Source organism: Bacteroides sp. LFL-34 (genome assembly GCF_027257075.1).
GTDB lineage: Bacteria > Bacteroidota > Bacteroidia > Bacteroidales > Bacteroidaceae > Bacteroides > Bacteroides ovatus.
In genome coordinates this window covers 47,704-68,866 of record NZ_JAPQKZ010000021.1, presented here as the reverse complement: position 1 = coordinate 68,866, position 21,163 = coordinate 47,704, and the positions used below count along the sequence as shown (strand labels likewise).

Here is a 21,163-nt window from a genome sequence, read left to right as displayed (position 1 = left end):
ATGAAAAAGATCTATTTGTCTGTCGTGTGCTTACTGATCTCTATTCCCCTTATCGCCCAGTTGTATGTAGAGCCGGAGAAAGAGGTAGAGTGCTCTGTCTTCCTGGCAAAGGAAGGACGGGGGCGGGCACAGCAAGGACTTGAAATGTGGGATGATTACATATTCTCGTGCGAGGATGGAGGGCACGTGAATATCTATGATTTCAAAAGTGCCGATCCGAAACCTGTGGCAGGCTTTGAGTTGGCGTCCTCCCATCCGGACAACCATGTAAATAATGTATGCTTTGGCGTCGAGACAAAACGCGGAGCATCGTTTCCTCTCTTGTATATCACAAACGGGAAGGTAGGAAGCGAGTTGGAATGGTTGTGTTTTGTGGAGAGCATTACCCGTCGTGGAAAACGTTTTAGCAGCGAAATCGCACAGACAATTGAACTTGATGGCTCGAAGTGGGTGGAGAAAGGGTATGTCCCTATCTTTGGAGCGCCAAGCTGGCTGGTCGATCGGGAACGGGGCTTTATATGGATATTCTCGGCGCGTAAACGTACTGTGGCGAAGGTGACAAAGCATGCATGGGAAAACCAGTATGTCGCCACCAAATTCCGCATACCGTCGTTGAGTGAGGGGGCAAAGGTGCGCCTCGACGAAAATGACATTCTCGATCAGGTGGTGTTCCCCTATGAGGTATGGTTCACACAAGCGGGCTGTATGCATGATGGTAAAATCTATTTTTGCTTCGGAGTTGGGAAACAGGACGACAACCGTCCTTCCTGCATCCGGGTGTACGATACGGATAGGCGGACGATTACTGCCCGGTACAATGTGCAGGAACAGGTTATTTACGAACCGGAAGATATTGTGGTCAAAGACGGGGTTATGTATGTCAATACCAATACGAATGCGAAAAAGACGTCTGATCTTCCTTGCATATTCAAACTCTCTCTTCCGAAAGAAAAGCCGGTGACCGAAAATCCTCTCGACGAGATACGCAGGGATCCGGAACGTGCGGGCGGCGTGTATTATGTGACCGATCTTTCACATCCGGTTACGCCGGCGCCCAAAGGATATACGCCTTTCTATATAAACGGCTATTTTCGTCATGGAGCGCGTCAGATAGACGATGAGGTGACTTATCCTGCCATATACGGCGTATTGGAGAAAGCTCATGCCACAAACAACCTTACCGATTTTGGGAAAGCCCTGTACGAACGTCTTGAACCGTTCAAGAAGAATGTGTTTTACAAAGAAGGCGATCTGACACAAATCGGTTATCGTCAGACAAGGGAGATAGGCCGGAGGATGGTACAAAACTATCCGGAAGTATTTGAAGGCCATCCCTATTTGAAGACTAACGCAACGAATGTGCTTCGGGTGGCAGCCACCATGCAATCTGTAAATTCGGGCATTTTGTCGCTGCGTCCCGGGCTTGAATGGGCGGAGATAGACAACTCCCGTTCGTTCCTTACCACACTGAATCCCTACGGTAACGTATGTCCCGACAGGAGTCCGCTTGATAAGTATATACTCGGTAAAGAAAACAGTTGGTATAAAAAATATCGTTCATATATAGATGAAAAGTTGGATGTGGATGCTTTTTTTACAAGACTGTTTATAGACGTAACACAAGTAGAAAGTGAGTATGACAAGTACGACCTGATCCATCGTTTCTGGTTAATGGCATCACTGATGCAATGCCTCGACCGCCAAGTGCCTATATGGGATATTTTTACAGAAGAGGAAATATTGGCTTGGGCGGAAATCGAGAACTATAAGTATTTTGCGCAGAAAGGTCCTGAACCGGTATCTCACGGGCGTAGTTGGGGACTTGCATCCCGCACGTTACGCCATTTGTTAGACGAATCTGCCGAAGATCTGGTTCGCAAGCGTCATGGCATCAATCTCAACTTCGGACACGATGGCGTTCTGATGGCTATCTTGACAAATCTGCAAGCCGGAACGTGGGCGCGGGAGGCTAGTAATTCCAAAGAAGCGTTGCAGAGTTGGAAGTATTGGGATATTCCGATGGGGGCGAACCTTCAGATGATCTTTTACCAATCAGAAGACAATCCGGACGTTTTAGTTAAGTTTATGCTGAATGAAAAAGACCTCCGGTTGCCGTTGGAAGCGGTTGAAGCATCTTATTACAAATGGAATGAGGTTTATAAATTCTATATAGAACATTGCGACAAGGTGGAAAAATCACTTGCCGAAACATTGAAATTATCGTATGAAGACTTTTAATTATAATCGTGCTGAAATAAAGGCCGGAATAGTACATTTCGGCGTTGGAAACTTCCATCGTGCACATCTCGAAGCTTACACAAATCTATTACTTGAAGATCCGTCACAAAGGTGCTGGGGGGTATTCGGAGCCATGATTATGCCTACGGACGGGGTATTGTTCAACGCCCTCAAGAAAGACGACGGCATATATCAGTTGACGACATGCAGCCCTTCCGGCGAACAGGATAGTATGCTGATTGGTTCGCTTGTAGAACTGGCATGGGGGGAAATAGATAGTGAGCCTATCATCGCTAAAATAGCATCGGAGGAGATAAAAATCATCTCTCTCACCATTACCGAAGGGGGATATAGGGTTGATTTTAACCAATCGCGCAGTGTGTTCTGGTATGTAGCCGAAGGACTTAAACGCCGGATGGAGAAAGATTTGCCGATTACGATTCTTTCGTGTGACAACATGCAGATGAACGGCAATGCCGCCAAATACGCGTTTATGTCATACTTCGAAGCGAAATATCCCGAGGTGGCAGCGTGGGCGAAAAAGAAAGTGACGTTCCCGAATTCGATGGTGGATCGAATCACTCCCGTAACAAAACCGGGTAAGGTTACAGATGTGTGTTGTGAAGACTTTATACAATGGGTGATTGAAGATAATTTCATTGCAGGCCGTCCTGCATGGGAGAAGGTGGGAGTTACATTCACCCATGATGTGACCCCGTATGAAATCATGAAATTAAGTCTTCTCAATGCGTCACATACTCTTCTTTCTTATCCTGCCTATATGGAAGGATTCAGGAAGGTCGATGCTGTAATGGCAGACGAGAGGTATCGTGCAATGATAAAGCTGTTTATGAACAGGGATGTTACTCCTTATGTTCCGGTTCCCGAGGGCGTTGACCTTGAAGCGTATAAAGACCAGCTTATCGAACGATTTTCAAACAAGGCGATCAGCGATCAGGTATCACGGCTTTGCGGCGATGGCATTGCTAAGTTTGCGGTTTATGTGGTACCCATACTCAAACAGATGTTGCAGGATGGGAAGGATATTTCGATAGAGGCTTTCCTGATAGCTGTTTATTGCAAATACCTGATAGGTGCGCGCACCGAGTCCGGTGAAAATATAGCTATCTCCGAACCTCACATCACCCCGGCGGACAGGAAGTTGATTTCGGGAGGATCGCCGGCCGAGTTCTTGAAGATATCACCTTTTGTGTCATTGGGACTGGACAAATACCCTGTGTTTATGGAAAAGTATGAGCAGTTTTATGCTATGCAGGTAGCAGAAGGGTTGAAGGTCTTATTACAGTAAACAACTAAAAAATCCAAGGCAATGAAGAAGTTTTTCATAACGGTTGTTCTGTCGCTTTCGTGCGTATTGTCGGTTTCGGCACAAAAACAGACGGAGGCGTCAACGCTTAACCTGATAGGTAAGCCGTTTGAATCGACTCCCAATCCGTATCATAGAGTCGATACATTGGTTTATAAAGGTTTTAACAGGACGGAGAATCGACAACTCCGTTGTTCTGCCGGTATGGCTGTGTTGTTTAAAACGAACACGCGTAATATACAGATTACGACAAAGTGGGGATATGTATATTCGAGCCATTCAACCATGCCGATCTCTTATAAAGGATATGATCTTTATATCAAAAATGCAAACGGTCAATGGCAGTATGCGGCAAGCGGTTCATTGAAAGCGTATAAGGGCGAGAAAACCGAGACATTCACGCTCATTGAGAATATGGATGGTACGATGCACGAATGTATGATGTATATGCCGATGTATTCGGAGGTCATTTCTTGTAAGATAGGGATAGATGACGATGCTGTTATCGAACCGTTGAAGTCCGATTTTCGTCACAGGATAGCGGTATATGGCTCTTCGTTTACGCAGGGAGTGAGCACGGATCGATCCGGTATGAGTTATCCCATGCAATTTATGCGTAATACAGGTCTTCAAGTCGTGTCGCTCGCAACAAGCGGACGTTGCCTGATGCAACCTTACATGCTCGACGTTCTTGCGGAAGTCAAGGCTGATGCCTTTATATTCGATACTTTTTCAAATCCTGACGCAGAACTGATAAGAGAGCGCCTGATGCCGTTTATCGATCGGCTTATAGCGGCACATCCGGCTACTCCGTTGATATTTCAGCGTACGATCTATCGTGAACGACGTTCATTTGATACAGTTCTTGATGCGAAAGAACGGGCTAAGGCGGCAACCGTAGAGGAGTTGTTTGCAAAAATCCGCACGAACCCGAAATATAAAGACGTTTATCTGATTACGCCTGATGCTTCCGATGCGCATGAGACATCGGTCGACGGAACTCATCCAAGTAGTTATGGATATGCACTTTGGGCGAAGTCGATAGAGACTCCGGTAATAGAAATTTTAAGTAAATATGGTATAAAATGAGACAAGCGGTATTAGTAGAACCAAAACATATTGAATTTCGTGAGGTTGAGGCGCCTAAGGCGTCGGACCTGAAAGAACATCAGGTACTTCTGAATATTAAGAGAATTGGTATTTGTGGAAGTGAGATACATTCTTATCACGGATGTCATCCGGCAACTTTCTATCCGGTAGTTCAGGGGCATGAATATTCGGCAGTGGTAGTCGCTACGGGGGCGGCGGTTACGATCTGCAAGGCGGGTGACGTTGTCACCGCACGTCCGCAACTCGCGTGTGGGAAGTGCAAGCCTTGTCAGCGGGGAGAGTATAATATTTGTGAAGAGCTAAGAGTGCAGGCTTTTCAGGCAAATGGAGCTGCGCAAGACTTTTTTGTGGTTGATGATGACAGGGTTGCGGTGTTGCCTGAAGGTATGTCACTTGATTATGGGGCTATGATAGAACCGGTGGCAGTAGCTGCGCATGCAACCATGCGTGGCGGGGACTTGAAAGGTAAGAATGTGGTTGTATCGGGTGCCGGAACAATCGGTAACCTCGTGGCGCAGTTCGCTAAGGCAAGAGGAGCCAAACGGGTTCTTATTACCGATGTGAGTGATTTCAGACTTGAAATCGCTCGTAAATGTGGCATAATAGATACGCTCAATGTAGCTAAGACGCCGCTCAAAGAAGGAGCGAAGAGGCTTTTCGGGGATGAAGATTTTCAAGCTGCGTTTGAGGTTGCCGGAGTTGAGTCGAGTATTCGTTCGCTTATGGAGTGTATTGAAAAAGGGAGTACCATCGTTGTAGTGGCGGTATTTGGCAAGGATCCGTCGCTTAATATGTTCTATTTGGGAGAGCACGAACTGAAGGTGAACGGAACGATGATGTATCGCCATGAAGATTATCTTACGGCTATCGATCAGGTAAGTTCGGGAGCTATCCGTCTCGAACCGCTTATTTCGAATCATTTCCCGTTCGAGCAGTATGACGAGGCATATAAATTTATAGACGAGCATAGTGCAACATCCATGAAAATAATTATTAAACTATAAAACCATGAAAATAATAGGTATAGGAGAAGTTGTTTGGGATTGCTTCCCGGAAGGTAAGAGACTTGGCGGAGCGCCTATCAATTTCTGTTTTTTTGCAAAGGAGTTGGGAGCAGAATCATATCCCGTTACGGCAATAGGTGAGGACGAACTCGGCGATGAAACGTTTACAGTGCTTAAAGAGACCGGACTTGATTTAGGATATATTTCCCGTAATATTTTGCCGACAGGTAAAGTGCTTGTGTCGTTGAATGAGGCCGGTGTACCGCAATATGACATTGTTGAGAATGTTGCTTGGGATACTATCGAGTGTAGTCCTGCGACCATGAAACTTGTCGGCGATGCAGATGCTGTTTGTTGGGGCTCTTTGGCACAGCGAAGCGAAAAGTCACGTGCTGCAATTTTGAGACTCATAGATGCCGTGCCGGATACCTCTTTGAAGGTCTTCGATATTAATATCAGGCAACATTTTTATTCGACAGACTTGATTGTGGAGTCCTTGCAAAAGGCAAATGTCCTCAAATTGAATGAAGACGAATTGCCGTTATTGATTTCTCTTCTTTCTCTTTCTACTGATTTTGTGGAAGCTATCGCAGAACTCATAGCTCGTTTCTCGCTCAAGTATGTTATATTCACACAAGGGGCAGTACGTAGTGGCATATATGATGCAAGTGGGGAAATTTCATCCATAGATACACCTAAAGTCGAGGTGGCTGATACTGTAGGTGCAGGCGACTCGTTTACTGCTACTTTTGTTGTGAACATACTTAGAGGGGCGTCGGTCGCTGAATCACACCGCAAAGCGGTAGATGTATCGGCATATACTTGTACACAAAGGGGGGCTATTAATCCGTTGCCGGATAGTAAAAAGTAATATTGGGTACTCCACATAAGGAAGTTTCGTACTTGGTTTGAATGATTCTTCAAACCAAGCGTGGTGGATATGCCTTGTTCTTGTTGATTGCAGTTTAATTCCGTTAGTTAACCGCAGAATTTGCGGCTTAGCATACCTCTTTTGGCCGCATTTTATAGATAACTCCAGTTAAATAGTTATTTTTGCAGAAATAACTGATGGTATGTTTATCCATGAAATAGAAAATTGGAGTTCATTCAGATGGAACATCAAAAGTTTGTCAGATGAAATAGCCTGGATAAATAGGGCTATAGTCTATCTCGTGGAGCGGTTGAGTACAATTGGATTTGAATAGTAATTTTTACGAAATAAAGGAACCCATGTTGAAAATATTAGTAACCTACGCCGTACAAGGCGAATTTGTAGAACTTAAATGGCCGGATATAGAACCTTACTACGTTCGTACAGGTATTGGTAAAGTTAAATCAGCCTTTCATTTGGCAGAGGCAATCCGTCAGGTACAACCGGACTTGGTGCTCAATATCGGAAGTGCTGGAACAGTCAATCATCAGGTAGGAGATATTTTTGTATGTCGCAAGTTCATAGACCGTGATATGCAGAAAATGAAAGAGTTCGGATTGGAGTGTGAGATCGATTCATCAGCTTTGCTCGAAGAAAAAGGTTATTGCACGCATTGGACGGAACATGGGATCTGTAATACGGGAGATGGCTTCCTCACCGAGTTGACTCACGTTAGCGGAGATGTTGTAGATATGGAAGCATACGCACAGGCATTTGTCTGCCGTTCAAAAGAAATCCCGTTTATTTCCGTGAAGTACGTGACTGACATTATTGGCCAGAACTCCGTGAAACATTGGGAAGATAAACTTGCCGATGCACGGCAGGGACTATCGCATTACTTTAACGTCTTGAAAGAAAGAATATGATAAGTGACTCCTGCGGCTATCAATCCCAGGAGAATCTTTACCCATATAAAAGGAATCAGGAAGAAAATGCAATAAAGCATCGTTCCCCACATTAATACGAGAGAAATTATTTTGGCACGGAGAGGAATCGCCTTGTTCTCGCGGAAATTGCGGATGTAAGGACCGAAGTGCCGATGGTTGAGCAGCCAGTTATATAATCGGGGTGACCCTTTGAAATAAAGGGCGGCGGTGAGCAATAGAAAAGGGGTAGTGGGCAGTAGCGGCAGAAAGATGCCGAGAATGCCGAGCGCAAGGGAAATACTACCTAAAACAATATATAGAGTTTTCATGCGGCAAAGATAGTGCAAAAAAAGGGAAAAAATAACACTCTTTGCTGGATGAAAACTCTATTTTATATTACCTTTGCCGTTGCATCGAGGTGACATTAGATGCGTGTAACTATTAAAATACATACACTCATGTTTACAGTAATCAAACGCATGGAGATTTCGGCTTCTCATAAGCTGGTACTCCCGTATCGCAGTAAATGCGCCAGTTTACACGGTCACAACTGGATTATCACCGTCTATTGCCGTTCCGCGCGGCTCAACTCCGAAGGAATGGTGGTAGATTTCACCCGCATCAAAGAAGTGGTCATGGAGAAACTCGACCATCAAAATCTGAACGAAGTACTCCCATTTAACCCCACAGCGGAGAATATCGCCCGGTGGGTATGCAAACAGATTCCTCAATGCTATAAAGTAGAAGTGCAGGAATCGGAAGGAAACATTGTCATCTACGAGAAAGAACCCAGCGGCGCAGAAGGACAAGAATAGCAAACCAAACAAATTTTGATGATGAGAAAGATTAATGAAATCTTTTACAGCTTGCAGGGCGAAGGCTACCATACCGGAACTCCGGCCATCTTCGTCCGTTTTTCCGGTTGCAACCTGAAATGTGACTTTTGCGACACACAACACGAAGAAGGAAAAATGATGACCGACGATGAAATTATCGCCGAAGTGAAAAAATATCCTGCCGTCACTGTTGTTCTTACGGGCGGCGAACCTTCCTTATGGATAGACGATGAATTGATCGACCGTTTGCATGAGGCAGGCAAATATGTGACCATCGAAACCAACGGTACACGCCCCTTGCCGGCAGCTATCGACTGGGTGACCTGCTCCCCCAAACAAGGGGGGAAACTTGCCATCGACCGGATGGATGAAGTGAAAGTGGTCTATGAAGGACAAGATATAAGTATTTTTGAACTCCTTCCGGCCGAACATTTTTTCCTTCAGCCTTGTTCTTGTAATAACACTGCTTCAACAGTGGACTGTGTAATGCGACATCCCAAATGGAGACTCAGCCTGCAAACACACAAATTAATCGACATCCGTTGAACAAAATAGACGGGTGATGCGGAAGAAGCTTAAATTATTACAAAATATAGTATGAAAGTAGGTTTGTTTATTCCTTGTTATATCAATGCTATTTACCCCAATGTGGGAGTGGCATCGTATAGACTATTGAAAAGTTTGGGAGTAGACGTCGATTATCCGTTGGATCAGACTTGTTGCGGACAACCGATGGCAAATGCCGGTTTTGAAGATGAATCGATGAAATTGGCACTCCGTTTTGACGATCTGTTCCGGGAATACGATTACATCGTCGGCCCTTCCGCCAGTTGTGTGGCATTTGTGAAAGAGAATCATCCGGGCATCTTGGAGAAAGAAGGACATGTTTGTCAGAGTGCGGGAAAGATTTATGATATTTGTGAGTTCATTCACGATGTCTTGAAACCTTCCAAAATTCCTGCACGCTTTCCTCATAAAGTCAGTATTCACAATAGCTGTCATGGGGTGCGCGAACTGTTGATTTCCGCTCCCACCGAACTGAACATCCCTTATTACAATAAATTGCGTGACCTGCTCAATCTGGTAGAAGGCATCGAAGTATTCGAGCCCAGCCATATTGACGAGTGTTGCGGCTTTGGCGGAATGTTTGCGGTGGAAGAGCAGGCAGTCTCCGTCTGCATGGGGCGTGATAAGGTAAAAGATCACATCGCTACCGGAGCCGAGTATATTGTCGGAGCGGACAGTTCCTGCCTGATGCACATGCAAGGTGTCATCAAACGGGAGCATCTACCTATTCAGATTATCCATATTGTAGAAATTCTAGCGTCGCAATCATGAGTACAAAACATTCAAAGGCTGCCGAAAAGTTCTTGCAGGACAGCAAGATGGCAGCATGGCATAACGAAACCCTTTGGATGGTCCGTGCCAAAAGGGACAAGATGAGCAAGGAAGTTCCCGAATGGGAAGAGTTGCGCAACAAGGCTTGCGAGTTGAAACTATACTCCAACAGCCACCTCGAAGAACTTCTGCTGGAGTTTGAGAAGAATGCTACCGCCAACGGCGCCATCGTACATTGGGCAAAAGATGCCGATGAATACTGCGCCATCGTCTACGAAATACTGAATGAGCATAACGTCCACCATTTCATCAAGAGCAAATCCATGCTCGCCGAAGAGTGTGGATTGAATCCTTTCCTGATGGAGCGGGGCATCGATGTCGTAGAGTCCGATTTGGGCGAACGCATCCTGCAACTGATGCATCTCGAACCAAGCCACATTGTATTGCCTGCCATCCACATCAAACGGGAACAGGTAGGCGAACTATTCGAAAAGGAGATGGGCACGGAAAAGGGAAACTTTGATCCTACCTACCTGACTCATGCCGCACGTAAGAACCTGCGCCATCTCTTCCTCAATGCCGAAGCCGCCATGACAGGCGCCAACTTTGCCGTCGCTTCAACCGGTGACATTGTGGTCTGCACCAATGAAGGAAATGCCGATATGGGTACTTCCTACCCGAAACTGAACATTGCCGCTTTCGGTATGGAAAAGATCGTCCCGGATCTGGACGCATTGGGTGTGTTCACCCGATTACTCGCTCGTTCGGCCACCGGACAACCGGTGACAACATATACTTCTCATTACCGCCGTCCCCGCGAAGGCGGTGAATATCATATTATCATCGTAGACAACGGCCGGAGTGCCTTACTGTCCAAGCCCGACCATATCAAGACACTGAACTGTATTCGTTGTGGTGCGTGCATGAATACCTGTCCGGTGTACCGCCGGAGTGGAGGCTACTCTTATACGTACTTCATCCCCGGACCTATTGGCATCAACTTGGGTATGGCTCACGCTCCGGAGAAATATTATGATAATCTTTCAGCCTGTTCTCTGTGTATGTCCTGTTCCGATGTCTGTCCGGTGAAAGTAGATTTGGCAGAACAGATTTACAAATGGCGTCAGGATTTGGACGGACTGGGGAAAGCCAATACGGGAAAGAAGATCATGTCCGGTGGTATGAAGTTCCTGATGGAGCGTCCGGCATTGTTCAACGCAGCCTTGTGGGCAGCCCCGGTGGTAAATGGCCTGCCTCGTTTCATGAAATACAACGATCTCGACGATTGGGGAAAGGGGCGTGAACTGCCGGAATTTGCCAGCGAGTCGTTCAATGAAATGTGGAAGAAAAACAAAGTACAAGGAAAGGAGGAATCCAAATGAGTAGTAGAGAAGATATATTAGCCAGCATCCGCCAGCATACGCAGACCCGTTATGATAAACCGGATATTGCGGATATGAAACGATTGTCATATCCTGATAAGATAGAACAGTTTTGTGCAATCAGCCGTGCAGTGGGTGGTGCGGCAGTTGTATTGGGCGAAGGGGAAGATGTGAATGCGGTCATACGCCGGACTTATCCGGATGCTATGCGCATTGCTTCCGTATTGCCGGATATTTCCTGTGCTACGTTCAATCCCGATAATTTGGATGATCCGAAAGAGTTGGACGGCACAGATGTTGCCGTAGTGAAAGGAGAAATCGGAGTAGCCGAAAACGGAGCCATCTGGATACCGCAGACGGTAAAATATAAAGCGATCTATTTTATCTCGGAGAAGTTGGTCATTCTGCTCGACCGGAATAAAATTGTAGATACCATGTATGACGCCTACCGCGAACTGGACGGACAGGAATATCAGTTCGGAACGTTCATCTCCGGTCCGTCAAAGACTGCTGATATTGAGCAGGCTTTAGTGATGGGAGCGCATGGGGCACGGGACGTGTTAGTGATATTAACCTAATGTTTCCGTGTTGATTATTCTAAAATAAATTTGGTTTCAAAACAATGGAGTTTTATATTTGTTAGTACAAACGAAATGGAGACTCCGTTGACGCTTAAAAACAGAGGCTCTATTGATAAGAAATAGAGCCTTTGTTTCATATAAACAGAGCTTCCGTTTGATGTAAATAGAGGCTCTGTTTGGATAAAGTCCGGTTTCCATCGGATGTAATAGAGTCTTTGGGAGAATATAGTCGAATCTCCTTTGATGTAAATAGGATATCTGTTTCTGTTTGTCCATAGTAGATAAATGAATTTGTAGGATAAGAGTAGTAAAACGTTTAATTATAAATTATATGTATGCCAATAAAGTAAAGAAAATAGCCGCCGTCCATGACCTTTCGGGAATGGGGCGCGTATCTCTGACCGTCGTCATTCCTATTCTTTCATCCATGGGTTTTCAAGTCTGTCCGCTTCCTACGGCTGTGTTATCCAATCATACGCAATATCCCGGTTTCTCCTTCCTCGACCTGACGGACGAAATGCCGAAGATTATTGCCCAATGGAAGAAACTGGAGGTAGAGTTCGACGCTATCTATACCGGATACTTGGGTTCTCCGAGACAAATTCAGATTGTTTCTGATTTTATCAGGGACTTTCGTCGGCCGGACAGCCTGATCGTTGCCGATCCGGTGTTGGGAGATAACGGACGGTTGTATACCAACTTTGATGGAGAGATGATAAAAGAGATGCGCCATTTAATCACGAAAGCAGATGTGATTACTCCCAATCTGACGGAACTGTTTTATTTATTGGATAAACCCTATAAAGCAGATAACACGGATGAAGAGCTGAAAGAATATCTTCGTCTTTTGTCTGATAAAGGTCCGCAAGTGGTTATCATCACCAGTGTTCCTGTACATGATGAGCCTCATAAAACATCTGTCTATGCTTATAACCGTCAGGGAAACCGCTACTGGAAAGTGACCTGCCCTTATCTGCCTGCACATTATCCCGGCACGGGCGATACTTTTACCAGTGTCATCACCGGCTCTTTGATGCAGGGAGACAGTCTGCCGATGGCGTTGGACCGTGCCACACAGTTTATCCTGCAAGGTATTCGTGCCACTTTTGGGTATGAATATGACAACCGTGAGGGTATTCTATTGGAGAAAGTGCTTCATAATTTGGATATGCCAATACAGATGGCTAGTTATGAATTAATATAAAAGATAAAGAGTTTTCACGGCTAAGAAAAAAGTCACACTGTAAAGATAAAGAATAAGGGCTGACTAAAAAGGACGGAATTGGTATAACCATCCCATCTGCGAGTGTACGTAAGTAGGGATGAAAAACAATTTCCCAGTCTTTTTAGTCAGTCCTTTTTAACGTTTACAAGCTTTTGTGTTTCAAATATTTCCATTAATTTTACCGGCATTAAAAAAAGGAATAATTATATCTAACTAATGACTCAAACACTAAAAACATCCGAACGTCTTGGAGTAGTGGATGCTCTGCGCGGATTTGCCCTTTTGGCAATTGTATTATTACATAATCTGGAGCATTATAATCTGTTCTTAGTACCGGAGAATGTGCCTGCATGGTTACAGACAATTGATAAATATGCATGGGACATCCTGTTTTTCCTGTTTGCGGGAAAGGCGTATGCTACTTTCTCTTTGTTGTTTGGTTTTAGTTTTTACATTCAGTTTCACAATGCAGAGAAACGTGGTATAGACTTCCGCGGACGATTTGCCTGGCGGATGTGTTTGCTTTTCCTGTTTGCGCAGTTACATGCCTTATTCTATAACGGGGATATTCTTTTACTCTATGCGGTAGTGGGTTTTGCGTTGATACCCGTGTGCAAGCTAAAGGACAAAACGGTCTTTTGGATTGCCCTCATTCTGCTTCTTCAGCCTTATGAGTGGGGACGTGCCATTTATGCGATGATAAATCCAGACTATGTTGTATCAACCGGTCATTTTATGCCTTATGCTATGCGTGCACAGGAGGCAACTGCCAATGGTAACTTCTTCGAAGTACTCTGTTCCAACATCTCCGACGGACAATTATACAGCAATATCTGGCAAGTGGAAAATGGTCGTTTGTTTCAGACGGCTGCCCTGTTCATGTTCGGAATGTTACTGGGGCGCCGGAAATATTTAATAAAGAGCGAAGAATCCGTACGCTTTTGGAAGAAGATGTTGAAAGGTGTCGTCCTCGCATTCATTCCTCTCTATTGCCTGAAAACTTTTGTGCCGGACTTACTCACCAATCCGTCCGTACAAATTCCTTATAAGATTGCCGTTCCGTCCTATGCCAATTTTGCGTTTATGATTATCCTGGTTTCTATCTTCACCTTGCTTTGGTTTAAGAAAGAGAAAGGATATGGCTGGCAAAGTCTGCTGATTCCTTACGGTCGTATGAGTCTGACAAATTACATTTCCCAATCTATTATGGGGGTAATCATCTATTATGGATTCGGATTAGCTATGTACAAATATGCCGGAGCAACGGCAAGTCTGCTGATTGCATTGCTCATCTTTACTGTTCAGCTGATATTCAGCCGTTGGTGGCTTGCCCGTCATAAACAGGGACCACTCGAATTCTTATGGCGTAAGGGTACTTGGATTTAGTGACTTCCCACTATTCGAATTTGACAGTTACTTCTGCAAGTTTGTTGCCGTAAATCCAGTCCGGTCCCTCCTGGATCAGGCGGATTGCTTCCTTATCAGCAGACTCGCAAAGGCTCTCTTTTACTTTGATGTAGAAGGGACGCCCTTCTTTATTAACAAGGAAAGTTAATACAACTTTTCCTTTCACTTGTGCGCACTTTTCATCCGCCGGACGAACGAGATTCTCCTTCAGGTATTTCTGATAGCTACGTTTACCGATGACAGGTTGTGGAGTGATCTCTTTCTCTGCCTGTTCCTCAACCTTCACAACACTTCCGAGGGTTGTTGACTTCTTATTTTTCTTAGCGCCATATCCCACTACCACCACTTCATTGAGTGTCTGTTTGTTTTCGTTCATGGCAATGAGCATCGTCCGGCTGGTATCTACCCGGATTTCTACCGGATCATATCCGATATATTCAGCTGTCAATCGTTTCTTATCATCCTTTTTGACTAACGAAAATTCTCCATTCATATTTGTGATGGTTCCGATATTCGTTCCTTTATATGTCACACTGGCTCCGATAAGCGGTTCTCCTTTTTCGTCGGTCACTCTCCCTTTAATCATGTTATTTTGAGGAAGGATAGTCGCTACCTTAGCCATCTTCATTTTCTTATCTGATTCAGATTCGAAAGTATCTATCGTTGCTACTACTTCTTGCAATGCAGCAGTCTCTTCCGAGACTTCTTCCATCATCGGCACAGCTGCCACAGGCGCACCTTGTGGTTGCGAAGTCGTTTGGATTTTGGCAATCATATCTTTCTTATCCGCTTGTCTCGCAGTAATTTCGGAAATAGGAGTGGAATCCGTTTTTACCTTTGTAGTAGCTAATGCGATTTCCTTTTGCGGAGTTGCGGGAACTGTTGGAGTGGCAGGAATTGCCGGAGTTGGTGGAGCTGCGGGTTCAGCCAACTTTGTGGAAACACTCTCTTCCGCAATGAACACTTCATCTGTCATGCTCTTTTTCAGGAACAGGAAATAACTGCTGATACCGAATCCGATAATCAGACACGCAGCGATGCTCCAGGTGATAGCATAAGTGTTCTTTTTCTTTGCCGAATGAGCAGAAACCTGCATCCGCAGTTTCTCGATCCGTTGTTCGTGATTTCCCTCCACCTGGTTGTATCCATCCATAGCATCGGCCAGGAAAGGGTCTTGCATCGACTCTTTTTCCAGCCGGTGTGCCTCTTTTCCTTTGCGGAGTCCTCGTATGTAGTCCAATAGTTTCATAGGGCTTGTTTCTTAATACAAATTTTTAAGTTTCGCTTTCCGTTTTGGATATAGCTTTTCACATTGTTCAGAGTAAATCCGGTCTGTTCCACAATGTCGGCATACGACATTTCCTCTAAAAAGAAACGCGTAATGCTGGTCCGTTGTTCTTCGGGCAACTTTTCGAGACAGTGATGTAATGCCTTTAGTTGTTCCTCTGAACTTTCCTCCTCACTTAATAGATGCAGAAATTCGTCGGATTCCATAACATTAACGGTATAATCTAACGTAATTTCTTTATTTTCCTTTCGTAAAAGTTGCAAGCAATGATTCTTTGCCACCCGGTAGAGCCATGGCTTGAACACTTTTATCTCATAATTTCCCAATTTAGGCAATAAATCTTCAAACAACTGCATGACCGCCTCCTGTGCCCGGTCTTCATCATGCAGATATTTTAGGCAAAGTCCGTATAGTAACGGGATATATCGGTTATATAATTCGCCGAAATATTCCGTATCACCGGACTTCGTGTAATGTATTAGTAATTCCTCGTCCGATAGTTTTGATATTTTTCTTTTGAAAAACAACATCTATTCCTCTTCTTCGTCAATAATGACTTGATATTTTTCTTTCATTGCTTCAAAATCACCTGTAATCTGGTCTAATATTTCATGCGTATCCGTACTCTTTACCAATGCGGGCATACCGTAATAGATAGATGCTTTATATGGCAACAATATCATTTTTCCTTTGGGCAGAGAACGTCCCATACCGGTCATGAATACGGGAATATATTTCACTTCGGGTCGCAGAGACAGGATGCGGGCTATGCCGGATTTAATTTTTCCCATCTGTTCCGGCTTTCCTCTGGTTCCTTCCGGAAAAAGAATCAGTGAATATCCGGCGTCGATGGCTTCAAGCATCTTACGGATCGGATCATGCTCCGAATCTTTTTCTCCTTTTCTTCTGATTAGCAGTGTGTTGATGAAAAAGTTGCTGATGGAAGCCTGAAAGCGGGTTTTCCCGAAATAATCTTCTGCTGCTACGGGTTTGACTTTCCATAAAAGTCCTCCGGGCAGGGAAGATAACAAGCTTAGGGTGTCCAGATGGCTGTTATGGTTGGCAAGGATGATGAATTGCTTTTCCTTTTTGAGGAACTGGCAATCGGTGAACTGAACTCCTACAACCAATTTCAGAAACCATTGGAATACACCTTTATATATAATCTGCATGGCAGCAGCTTGCATGAATCTTTTTTCCATTCCCTCCGTTTAATATGCAATGTAATAAACTAAATGAAAAAATACAGGAGCCGTGTAGGCCAGAGAATCTATCCGGTCGAATACTCCTCCATGACCGGGAATACTGTTCCCCATGTCCTTAATTCCTTTATCTCTCTTGATGGCGGAGATGACTACGTCTCCCGAGAATCCGGCAATCGCAACGAGAGCACTTACCAGGATAACGTTGGGAGCGGAGAGGGGAGTCAGGAAACCGAGGAAGTAACCAATGACGGTAGTACTGATTACACCGCCCAGAAATCCTTCCCACGTTTTGTTCGGACTTACTTTCGGGAGTATCTTATGTCGTCCGAGAAGTTTGCCCCAGATAAATTGCATAACATCGTTGATTTCCGTAAGGAATACAAGGAATAATAGCAGACCTCGTCCTCCTGCATTGAATCCCGGAAGTTCAGGAAGCGACAGGAGATAAGCGAGGTGGCTGATACCGAATACTGAAAGCATCAGAATCCACTGCAACAGAGCCATCGACTTGGTAATTCCGTGGGTGTCTCCCTTTAAAACAAGTCGTAAGGGCAATACGAGAAACATAACTACCGGAATGAAGATGATGAATGCTCCATACCAGGCAAGGTAAGCAAGGTAATATTGAATGGGAATGGCCAATATCCCCCAAAACAATGCTCCGCGATCTGCCTCTCTGAATCCCAACACCGAATACAGTTCTCTGAAAGCGATGAAAGAGAGAAAGGCAAGGAAGAAGTAAGAAATGTTATAGCTGATAAATACAGCGCCGATAAACATGCCCGCCATGATCCACCATGAACGCGTGCGGGCGGAGAGTTCGCTGATATTTGTTTTTGGAGAGATCTTCTTTACGAGAAAAAGAATAAGGCTTGCCGTAACAAGCAGTCCGATGATGAGCGAAATGACGATAATCAATTCATCGCTTAGCGTAGGAAATATGATATCCAGTAGTTCTTTCATTTTATTTCATTGTTTGTTGTGTGTGACATGAGGTACAGACGGTGTATCAGTGTTGCGACAAGGCCGACGTTGATTATTATCAGAGCTATGAGACATACCATCCGGTCGTATCCTGCGTGAATGGTGCAGGTGGCTACTACAAAGGCAAGCGTGAGCAATGCCATGCGGTGTTGCTTGGCCATCGGACCGTTAAAGAAATGCTGGTGCGTTTTGTAGGCTCCTATCCAGCGGAAATAAGCTGTCATAACGGCAAGAAGGGCCGCTAGCCATCCCAGTTCAATACCGAATCCACCTGCTATATATCCGATGGGAATGATGAACAAAGCATCAGCAAAGCGGTCGGGCATATCATTGTAGAGATCTCCGTTGGCACTTTTCTTCCCTCCTTCAATAGCTACCATCCCATCGAACAGGTTGCAGAGTAACCGCGACTGCATGCAAACGATGAACAGAATGTAGGCTACATACTTGTTAAAACCGGGATCAATGACTGTGCCGATCAACAGAAGGCACCCCACCATAGCGAAGAATACGCTCATCATGGAAATTTGATTGGGAGTGACACCCCAACGAGTTAGTTTGCGGGCAATAATAGTAGCCCAGGCTGTGTTTCGTGAGGCTATTTCCCGCCTTCCGTCGACTTCGTTTTTCATATTTATAATATGTTTATGATCGGCAAATATACACATCATCTTAAGAGTTGCAAAGGAATGAGTGAGAATTTTGAAATGACTCTTTTTTCTGCCGGATAAAAAAAAGTTCAGGCAATTTATGGAATCTGTGTGAAATGTGCATCTCTATAATAAAAGCGAACTAATAGTAACATTTTAAAATAAGAAGTTATGAAAACAAATCAATTCAGAGCGATGATGCTCGTACTGCTCATGGCGGTTATTTCTTTAGGTAGGATGAATGCGCAAGTTATTACTGTGTCGGGTACGGTGACGGATGCAAAGGATGGAAATCCGCTTGTAGGTTGTTCGGTACAGATCAAGGGTACTTCGAAGGGTGCAATAACGAATATGAAGGGCCAGTACACCATTCAGGCCAAGAAGGGGGAGACGTTGTTGTTCCAGTATATCGGGTATAAGCAAGAGAGAAGGGTGGTGAAATCGGCTACGCTGGATGTGAAGATGAAAGCTGATGATGTGGTATTGGAAGAATGTGTAGTGGTAGGATACGGGCATGAGCTAAAGGCTACTAAATCGGTGTCTGCTGCTTATATGGCGGTATGTCCGACACCGGGAATCATGTATGATGCTGTAAATGCGGAAGAATACGGGCAGATTCAGGAGAATGGATTTAAGAGTGTGTCGGATGCTCCGCTTTCTACTTTCTCTATTGATGTAGATGCTGCTTCTTATAGTAATATGCGTCGTTTTATCAATAAAGGTGAATTGCCTCCTGTAGATGCTATCCGTACGGAAGAATTAGTGAACTACTTTTCCTATGATTATCCGAAACCGACAGGAAGTGATCCTGTGAAAATCACGATGGAAGCCGGAGCATGTCCCTGGAATGCGGTTCACCGTCTTGTGCGTATTGGCTTGAAAGCTAGAGAAATTCCGACGGATAATTTGCCTGCATCTAACCTGGTGTTTCTGATTGACGTCTCCGGCTCTATGTGGGGAGCCAACCGGTTGGATTTGGTGAAATCATCTCTCAAATTGTTGGTAAACAACTTACGGGATAAAGATAAAGTAGCTATCGTGACTTATGCAGGCAGTGCCGGTGTGAAACTGGAGGCCACTCTGGGTAGTGACAAACAGAAGATTCGTGAAGCGATAGATGAATTGACGGCAGGTGGTTCTACGGCAGGTGGTGCGGGTATCCTGTTGGCGTATAAAATAGCCAAGAAGAATTTTATCTCTAATGGTAACAACCGTATCATACTTTGCTCCGACGGTGATTTTAATGTGGGTGTTTCTTCCGCCGAAGGATTGGAACAATTGATTGAAAAAGAACGTAAGAGTGGAGTGTTCCTTACCGTATTAGGTTATGGCATGGGTAATTATAAAGATAAGAAGATTCAGGTGTTGGCAGAAAAGGGAAACGGTAATCATGCTTATATAGATAACTTGCAGGAAGCCAATCGTGTTTTAGTAGGCGAATTCGGCGCTACATTGCATACAGTGGCGAAAGACGTCAAACTGCAAGTGGAATTTAATCCTTCCCAAGTGCAGGCGTATCGTTTGATTGGTTACGAAAGCCGTCTGTTGAAAGACGAAGACTTTAATAATGATGCTAAAGATGCCGGAGATATGGGTGCGGGACATACGGTAACTGCTTTTTACGAAGTGATTCCTACAGGTATAAAGAATGAATATGTGGGTAAAATAGACGATCTGAAATATCAGAAGAAAGAGAAAGTGACAGTGAAACCGACAGGCTCTAATGATCTCCTGACTGTGAAACTGCGTTATAAAGCTCCGGATAAAGATGTCAGCAAGAAAATGGAACTTCCTTTCGTTGATAATAAAGGTAATAATGTTTCTTCTGATTTCCGCTTTGCTTCTGCAGTGGCTATGTTCGGACAGTTGCTTCGGGACTCTGACTTCAAAGGAAATGCCAGTTACGATAAAGTGATTAATCTGGCCAAACAGGGACTGAATAATGATGATAAAGGATATAGAAGAGAATTCATCCGTTTGGTTGAGGCTGCCAAAGGATTGGAAAGAACGAATAAGAACTAGGAAATCGGGCGGGAGTCATTGTGAGTGTACGCTATATGACTATGCGTAAGATTCGCAGATATGAATGAACGTAGAATTCCAGATGGATAATCGTAGAAAATGATAGTGACGGTATATGTTCGGGATAGTGACGCTATCGCTGTTGTATACCGTCACTATCTTTGTCGGATAGCGTCACTATCATTTATTTCGTCCGAATTTCGTCCGACCTGAAACGAAAAATAGCCGTAAACTTATTGTTTACAGCTATTTAACTCTGCACGGGAGGAGAGGCTCGAACTCCCGACACCCGGTTTTGGAGACCGGTGCTCTACCAACTGAGCTACTCCCGTGTTTGCGGCTGCAAAGGTAGTAGAAACTTCTGAATCTCCAAACATTCGGGTAAATAAGTTTTGAATTATTTTAATTTTTCCCACTCATCGGGTTTAAAACCGACCAGAACGAAGCTGTCTGTCACTACCAATGGGCGTTTCACCAATTTACCGTTGGTTGCCAATAGTGCTATCTGTTCTTCCTCACTCATTGCAGGTAGCTTCTCGCTTAGTTTCAGCTCTTTATATACTAATCCGCTCGTGTTGAAGAATTTCTTCACCGGCAGACCGCTGCGCGGAATCCATGCCTTTAATTCTTCCACCGTAGGATTTTCTTCTACGATTAAGCGGTTGGTAAACTCAATGTTATTTTCTGTTAACCATTTCTTGGCTTTTTGGCATGTGCTGCATGCCGGGTACTGCAAAAATAATGTTGCCATATTCATTTATAATTTAAT

21 protein-coding genes and 1 tRNA gene are annotated in these 21,163 nt (G+C 44.5%); 14 read left to right on the top strand and 8 right to left on the bottom strand.

The genetic code is table 11. The features are described 5' to 3' along the window. The 6 genes from N5O98_RS14125 to N5O98_RS14100 all read left to right on the top strand — a co-directional run bounded on the left by N5O98_RS14125 (nucleotide 1) and on the right by N5O98_RS14100 (nucleotide 7,476). Nucleotides 1–2,238 (top strand): histidine phosphatase family protein, encoded by a 2,238-nt coding sequence (locus tag N5O98_RS14125; RefSeq protein ID WP_022199510.1) that lies wholly within the window; start codon nucleotides 1–3, stop codon nucleotides 2,236–2,238. Further along, nucleotides 2,225–3,547, top strand: a complete 1,323-nt coding sequence (locus N5O98_RS14120) for a mannitol dehydrogenase family protein (protein ID WP_022199509.1) — start codon at nucleotides 2,225–2,227, stop codon at nucleotides 3,545–3,547. Before N5O98_RS14125 ends, N5O98_RS14120 begins: the two co-directional genes overlap by 14 nt. A gap of 21 nt (nucleotides 3,548–3,568) precedes the next feature. Then, a complete protein-coding gene (locus N5O98_RS14115) occupies nucleotides 3,569–4,654 on the top strand; it encodes an SGNH/GDSL hydrolase family protein (RefSeq protein ID WP_022199508.1) in 1,086 nt (361 codons plus the stop codon). Beyond that, a complete protein-coding gene (locus N5O98_RS14110; protein WP_008016966.1) occupies nucleotides 4,651–5,679 on the top strand; it encodes a zinc-dependent alcohol dehydrogenase in 1,029 nt (342 codons plus the stop codon). Before N5O98_RS14115 ends, N5O98_RS14110 begins: the two co-directional genes overlap by 4 nt. A 4-nt stretch (nucleotides 5,680–5,683) precedes the next feature. Continuing rightward, a complete protein-coding gene (locus tag N5O98_RS14105; RefSeq protein ID WP_022199507.1) occupies nucleotides 5,684–6,550 on the top strand; it encodes a carbohydrate kinase family protein in 867 nt (288 codons plus the stop codon). 359 nt (nucleotides 6,551–6,909) lie between these two features. Next, nucleotides 6,910–7,476 (top strand): 5'-methylthioadenosine/S-adenosylhomocysteine nucleosidase family protein, encoded by a 567-nt coding sequence (locus N5O98_RS14100; RefSeq protein ID WP_008775563.1) that lies wholly within the window; start codon nucleotides 6,910–6,912, stop codon nucleotides 7,474–7,476. Here the strand turns inward: N5O98_RS14100 and N5O98_RS14095 are convergent. Beyond that, a complete protein-coding gene (locus tag N5O98_RS14095; protein ID WP_004304786.1) occupies nucleotides 7,446–7,805 on the bottom strand; it encodes a YbaN family protein in 360 nt (119 codons plus the stop codon). The genes N5O98_RS14100 and N5O98_RS14095 overlap by 31 nt on opposite strands. 129 nt (nucleotides 7,806–7,934) lie before the next feature. Here N5O98_RS14095 and N5O98_RS14090 point away from each other — a divergent pair, with 129 nt between their 5' ends. From N5O98_RS14090 to N5O98_RS14060, 7 genes are all read left to right on the top strand, one after another. Further along, a complete protein-coding gene (locus N5O98_RS14090) occupies nucleotides 7,935–8,291 on the top strand; it encodes a 6-pyruvoyl trahydropterin synthase family protein (protein ID WP_008775564.1) in 357 nt (118 codons plus the stop codon). 21 nt (nucleotides 8,292–8,312) lie between these two features. Then, nucleotides 8,313–8,858, top strand: a complete 546-nt coding sequence (locus N5O98_RS14085; RefSeq protein WP_008775565.1) for a 7-carboxy-7-deazaguanine synthase QueE — start codon at nucleotides 8,313–8,315, stop codon at nucleotides 8,856–8,858. A 51-nt stretch (nucleotides 8,859–8,909) separates the two neighbouring features. Continuing rightward, nucleotides 8,910–9,650, top strand: coding sequence for a (Fe-S)-binding protein (locus tag N5O98_RS14080; protein ID WP_004304789.1), 741 nt, complete (start codon nucleotides 8,910–8,912; stop codon nucleotides 9,648–9,650). Next, nucleotides 9,647–11,032, top strand: a complete 1,386-nt coding sequence (locus N5O98_RS14075; protein ID WP_004304790.1) for a lactate utilization protein B — start codon at nucleotides 9,647–9,649, stop codon at nucleotides 11,030–11,032. Before N5O98_RS14080 ends, N5O98_RS14075 begins: the two co-directional genes overlap by 4 nt. Next, a complete protein-coding gene (locus tag N5O98_RS14070) occupies nucleotides 11,029–11,610 on the top strand; it encodes a LutC/YkgG family protein (protein WP_022199506.1) in 582 nt (193 codons plus the stop codon). The genes N5O98_RS14075 and N5O98_RS14070 overlap by 4 nt, the downstream gene beginning before the upstream one ends. 334 nt (nucleotides 11,611–11,944) lie before the next feature. Further along, complete coding sequence (locus tag N5O98_RS14065; protein WP_004304792.1) at nucleotides 11,945–12,817, top strand: pyridoxamine kinase; 873 nt, start codon at nucleotides 11,945–11,947, stop codon at nucleotides 12,815–12,817. A gap of 237 nt (nucleotides 12,818–13,054) precedes the next feature. After that, nucleotides 13,055–14,224 carry a DUF418 domain-containing protein gene (locus N5O98_RS14060; RefSeq protein ID WP_004308292.1) on the top strand — a complete coding sequence of 390 codons (1,170 nt, stop codon included), beginning with the start codon at nucleotides 13,055–13,057 and terminating at the stop codon, nucleotides 14,222–14,224. A gap of 10 nt (nucleotides 14,225–14,234) precedes the next feature. Here the strand turns inward: N5O98_RS14060 and N5O98_RS14055 are convergent, their stop codons facing one another. From N5O98_RS14055 to N5O98_RS14035, 5 genes are read right to left on the bottom strand one after another with little or no spacing between them, the layout of a single operon-like run. After that, entirely contained in the window at nucleotides 14,235–15,494 is a 1,260-nt protein-coding gene (locus N5O98_RS14055; RefSeq protein WP_004308291.1) for a carboxypeptidase-like regulatory domain-containing protein, read from the bottom strand. Then, complete coding sequence (locus N5O98_RS14050) at nucleotides 15,491–16,063, bottom strand: RNA polymerase sigma factor (RefSeq protein ID WP_004301947.1); 573 nt, start codon at nucleotides 16,061–16,063, stop codon at nucleotides 15,491–15,493. Before N5O98_RS14050 ends, N5O98_RS14055 begins: the two co-directional genes overlap by 4 nt. Beyond that, complete coding sequence (locus N5O98_RS14045; RefSeq protein ID WP_004320683.1) at nucleotides 16,064–16,720, bottom strand: lysophospholipid acyltransferase family protein; 657 nt, start codon at nucleotides 16,718–16,720, stop codon at nucleotides 16,064–16,066. It lies immediately after the preceding gene. A gap of 24 nt (nucleotides 16,721–16,744) precedes the next feature. Then, a complete protein-coding gene (locus N5O98_RS14040) occupies nucleotides 16,745–17,701 on the bottom strand; it encodes a phosphatidate cytidylyltransferase (protein ID WP_004301949.1) in 957 nt (318 codons plus the stop codon). Beyond that, nucleotides 17,698–18,354, bottom strand: a complete 657-nt coding sequence (locus tag N5O98_RS14035) for a CDP-alcohol phosphatidyltransferase family protein (protein ID WP_004308290.1) — start codon at nucleotides 18,352–18,354, stop codon at nucleotides 17,698–17,700. The genes N5O98_RS14040 and N5O98_RS14035 overlap by 4 nt, the downstream gene beginning before the upstream one ends. 189 nt (nucleotides 18,355–18,543) lie before the next feature. On the opposite strand from N5O98_RS14035, the gene N5O98_RS14030 reads away from it, so the two are divergent. Continuing rightward, nucleotides 18,544–20,394 (top strand): vWA domain-containing protein, encoded by a 1,851-nt coding sequence (locus N5O98_RS14030; RefSeq protein WP_004308289.1) that lies wholly within the window; start codon nucleotides 18,544–18,546, stop codon nucleotides 20,392–20,394. Nucleotides 20,395–20,653: 259 nt separating this feature from the next. On the opposite strand, the gene N5O98_RS14025 is transcribed toward N5O98_RS14030, so the two are convergent. Together N5O98_RS14025 and N5O98_RS14020 are read right to left on the bottom strand one after the other, a co-directional pair. Further along, nucleotides 20,654–20,726: transfer RNA gene (locus N5O98_RS14025), tRNA-Trp, on the bottom strand. Nucleotides 20,727–20,791: 65 nt separating this feature from the next. Beyond that, nucleotides 20,792–21,145 carry an arsenate reductase family protein gene (locus tag N5O98_RS14020; RefSeq protein WP_004308288.1) on the bottom strand — a complete coding sequence of 118 codons (354 nt, stop codon included), beginning with the start codon at nucleotides 21,143–21,145 and terminating at the stop codon, nucleotides 20,792–20,794. Nucleotides 21,146–21,163: the final 18 nt, after the last annotated feature.

Coding starts and splice junctions, on each gene's coding strand:
- N5O98_RS14125 (WP_022199510.1), top strand. CDS start 1: ATGAAAAAGATCTATTTGTCTGTCGTGTGCTTACTGATCTCTATTCCC.
- N5O98_RS14050 (WP_004301947.1), bottom strand. CDS start 16,063: ATGTTGTTTTTCAAAAGAAAAATATCAAAACTATCGGACGAGGAATTA.
- N5O98_RS14065 (WP_004304792.1), top strand. CDS start 11,945: ATGTATGCCAATAAAGTAAAGAAAATAGCCGCCGTCCATGACCTTTCG.
- N5O98_RS14070 (WP_022199506.1), top strand. CDS start 11,029: ATGAGTAGTAGAGAAGATATATTAGCCAGCATCCGCCAGCATACGCAG.
- N5O98_RS14040 (WP_004301949.1), bottom strand. CDS start 17,701: ATGAAAGAACTACTGGATATCATATTTCCTACGCTAAGCGATGAATTG.
- N5O98_RS14055 (WP_004308291.1), bottom strand. CDS start 15,494: ATGAAACTATTGGACTACATACGAGGACTCCGCAAAGGAAAAGAGGCA.
- N5O98_RS14030 (WP_004308289.1), top strand. CDS start 18,544: ATGAAAACAAATCAATTCAGAGCGATGATGCTCGTACTGCTCATGGCG.
- N5O98_RS14020 (WP_004308288.1), bottom strand. CDS start 21,145: ATGGCAACATTATTTTTGCAGTACCCGGCATGCAGCACATGCCAAAAA.
- N5O98_RS14035 (WP_004308290.1), bottom strand. CDS start 18,354: ATGAAAAACGAAGTCGACGGAAGGCGGGAAATAGCCTCACGAAACACA.
- N5O98_RS14090 (WP_008775564.1), top strand. CDS start 7,935: ATGTTTACAGTAATCAAACGCATGGAGATTTCGGCTTCTCATAAGCTG.
- N5O98_RS14115 (WP_022199508.1), top strand. CDS start 3,569: ATGAAGAAGTTTTTCATAACGGTTGTTCTGTCGCTTTCGTGCGTATTG.
- N5O98_RS14105 (WP_022199507.1), top strand. CDS start 5,684: ATGAAAATAATAGGTATAGGAGAAGTTGTTTGGGATTGCTTCCCGGAA.
- N5O98_RS14075 (WP_004304790.1), top strand. CDS start 9,647: ATGAGTACAAAACATTCAAAGGCTGCCGAAAAGTTCTTGCAGGACAGC.
- N5O98_RS14045 (WP_004320683.1), bottom strand. CDS start 16,720: ATGCAAGCTGCTGCCATGCAGATTATATATAAAGGTGTATTCCAATGG.
- N5O98_RS14085 (WP_008775565.1), top strand. CDS start 8,313: ATGAGAAAGATTAATGAAATCTTTTACAGCTTGCAGGGCGAAGGCTAC.
- N5O98_RS14110 (WP_008016966.1), top strand. CDS start 4,651: ATGAGACAAGCGGTATTAGTAGAACCAAAACATATTGAATTTCGTGAG.
- N5O98_RS14100 (WP_008775563.1), top strand. CDS start 6,910: ATGTTGAAAATATTAGTAACCTACGCCGTACAAGGCGAATTTGTAGAA.
- N5O98_RS14080 (WP_004304789.1), top strand. CDS start 8,910: ATGAAAGTAGGTTTGTTTATTCCTTGTTATATCAATGCTATTTACCCC.
- N5O98_RS14095 (WP_004304786.1), bottom strand. CDS start 7,805: ATGAAAACTCTATATATTGTTTTAGGTAGTATTTCCCTTGCGCTCGGC.
- N5O98_RS14120 (WP_022199509.1), top strand. CDS start 2,225: ATGAAGACTTTTAATTATAATCGTGCTGAAATAAAGGCCGGAATAGTA.
- N5O98_RS14060 (WP_004308292.1), top strand. CDS start 13,055: ATGACTCAAACACTAAAAACATCCGAACGTCTTGGAGTAGTGGATGCT.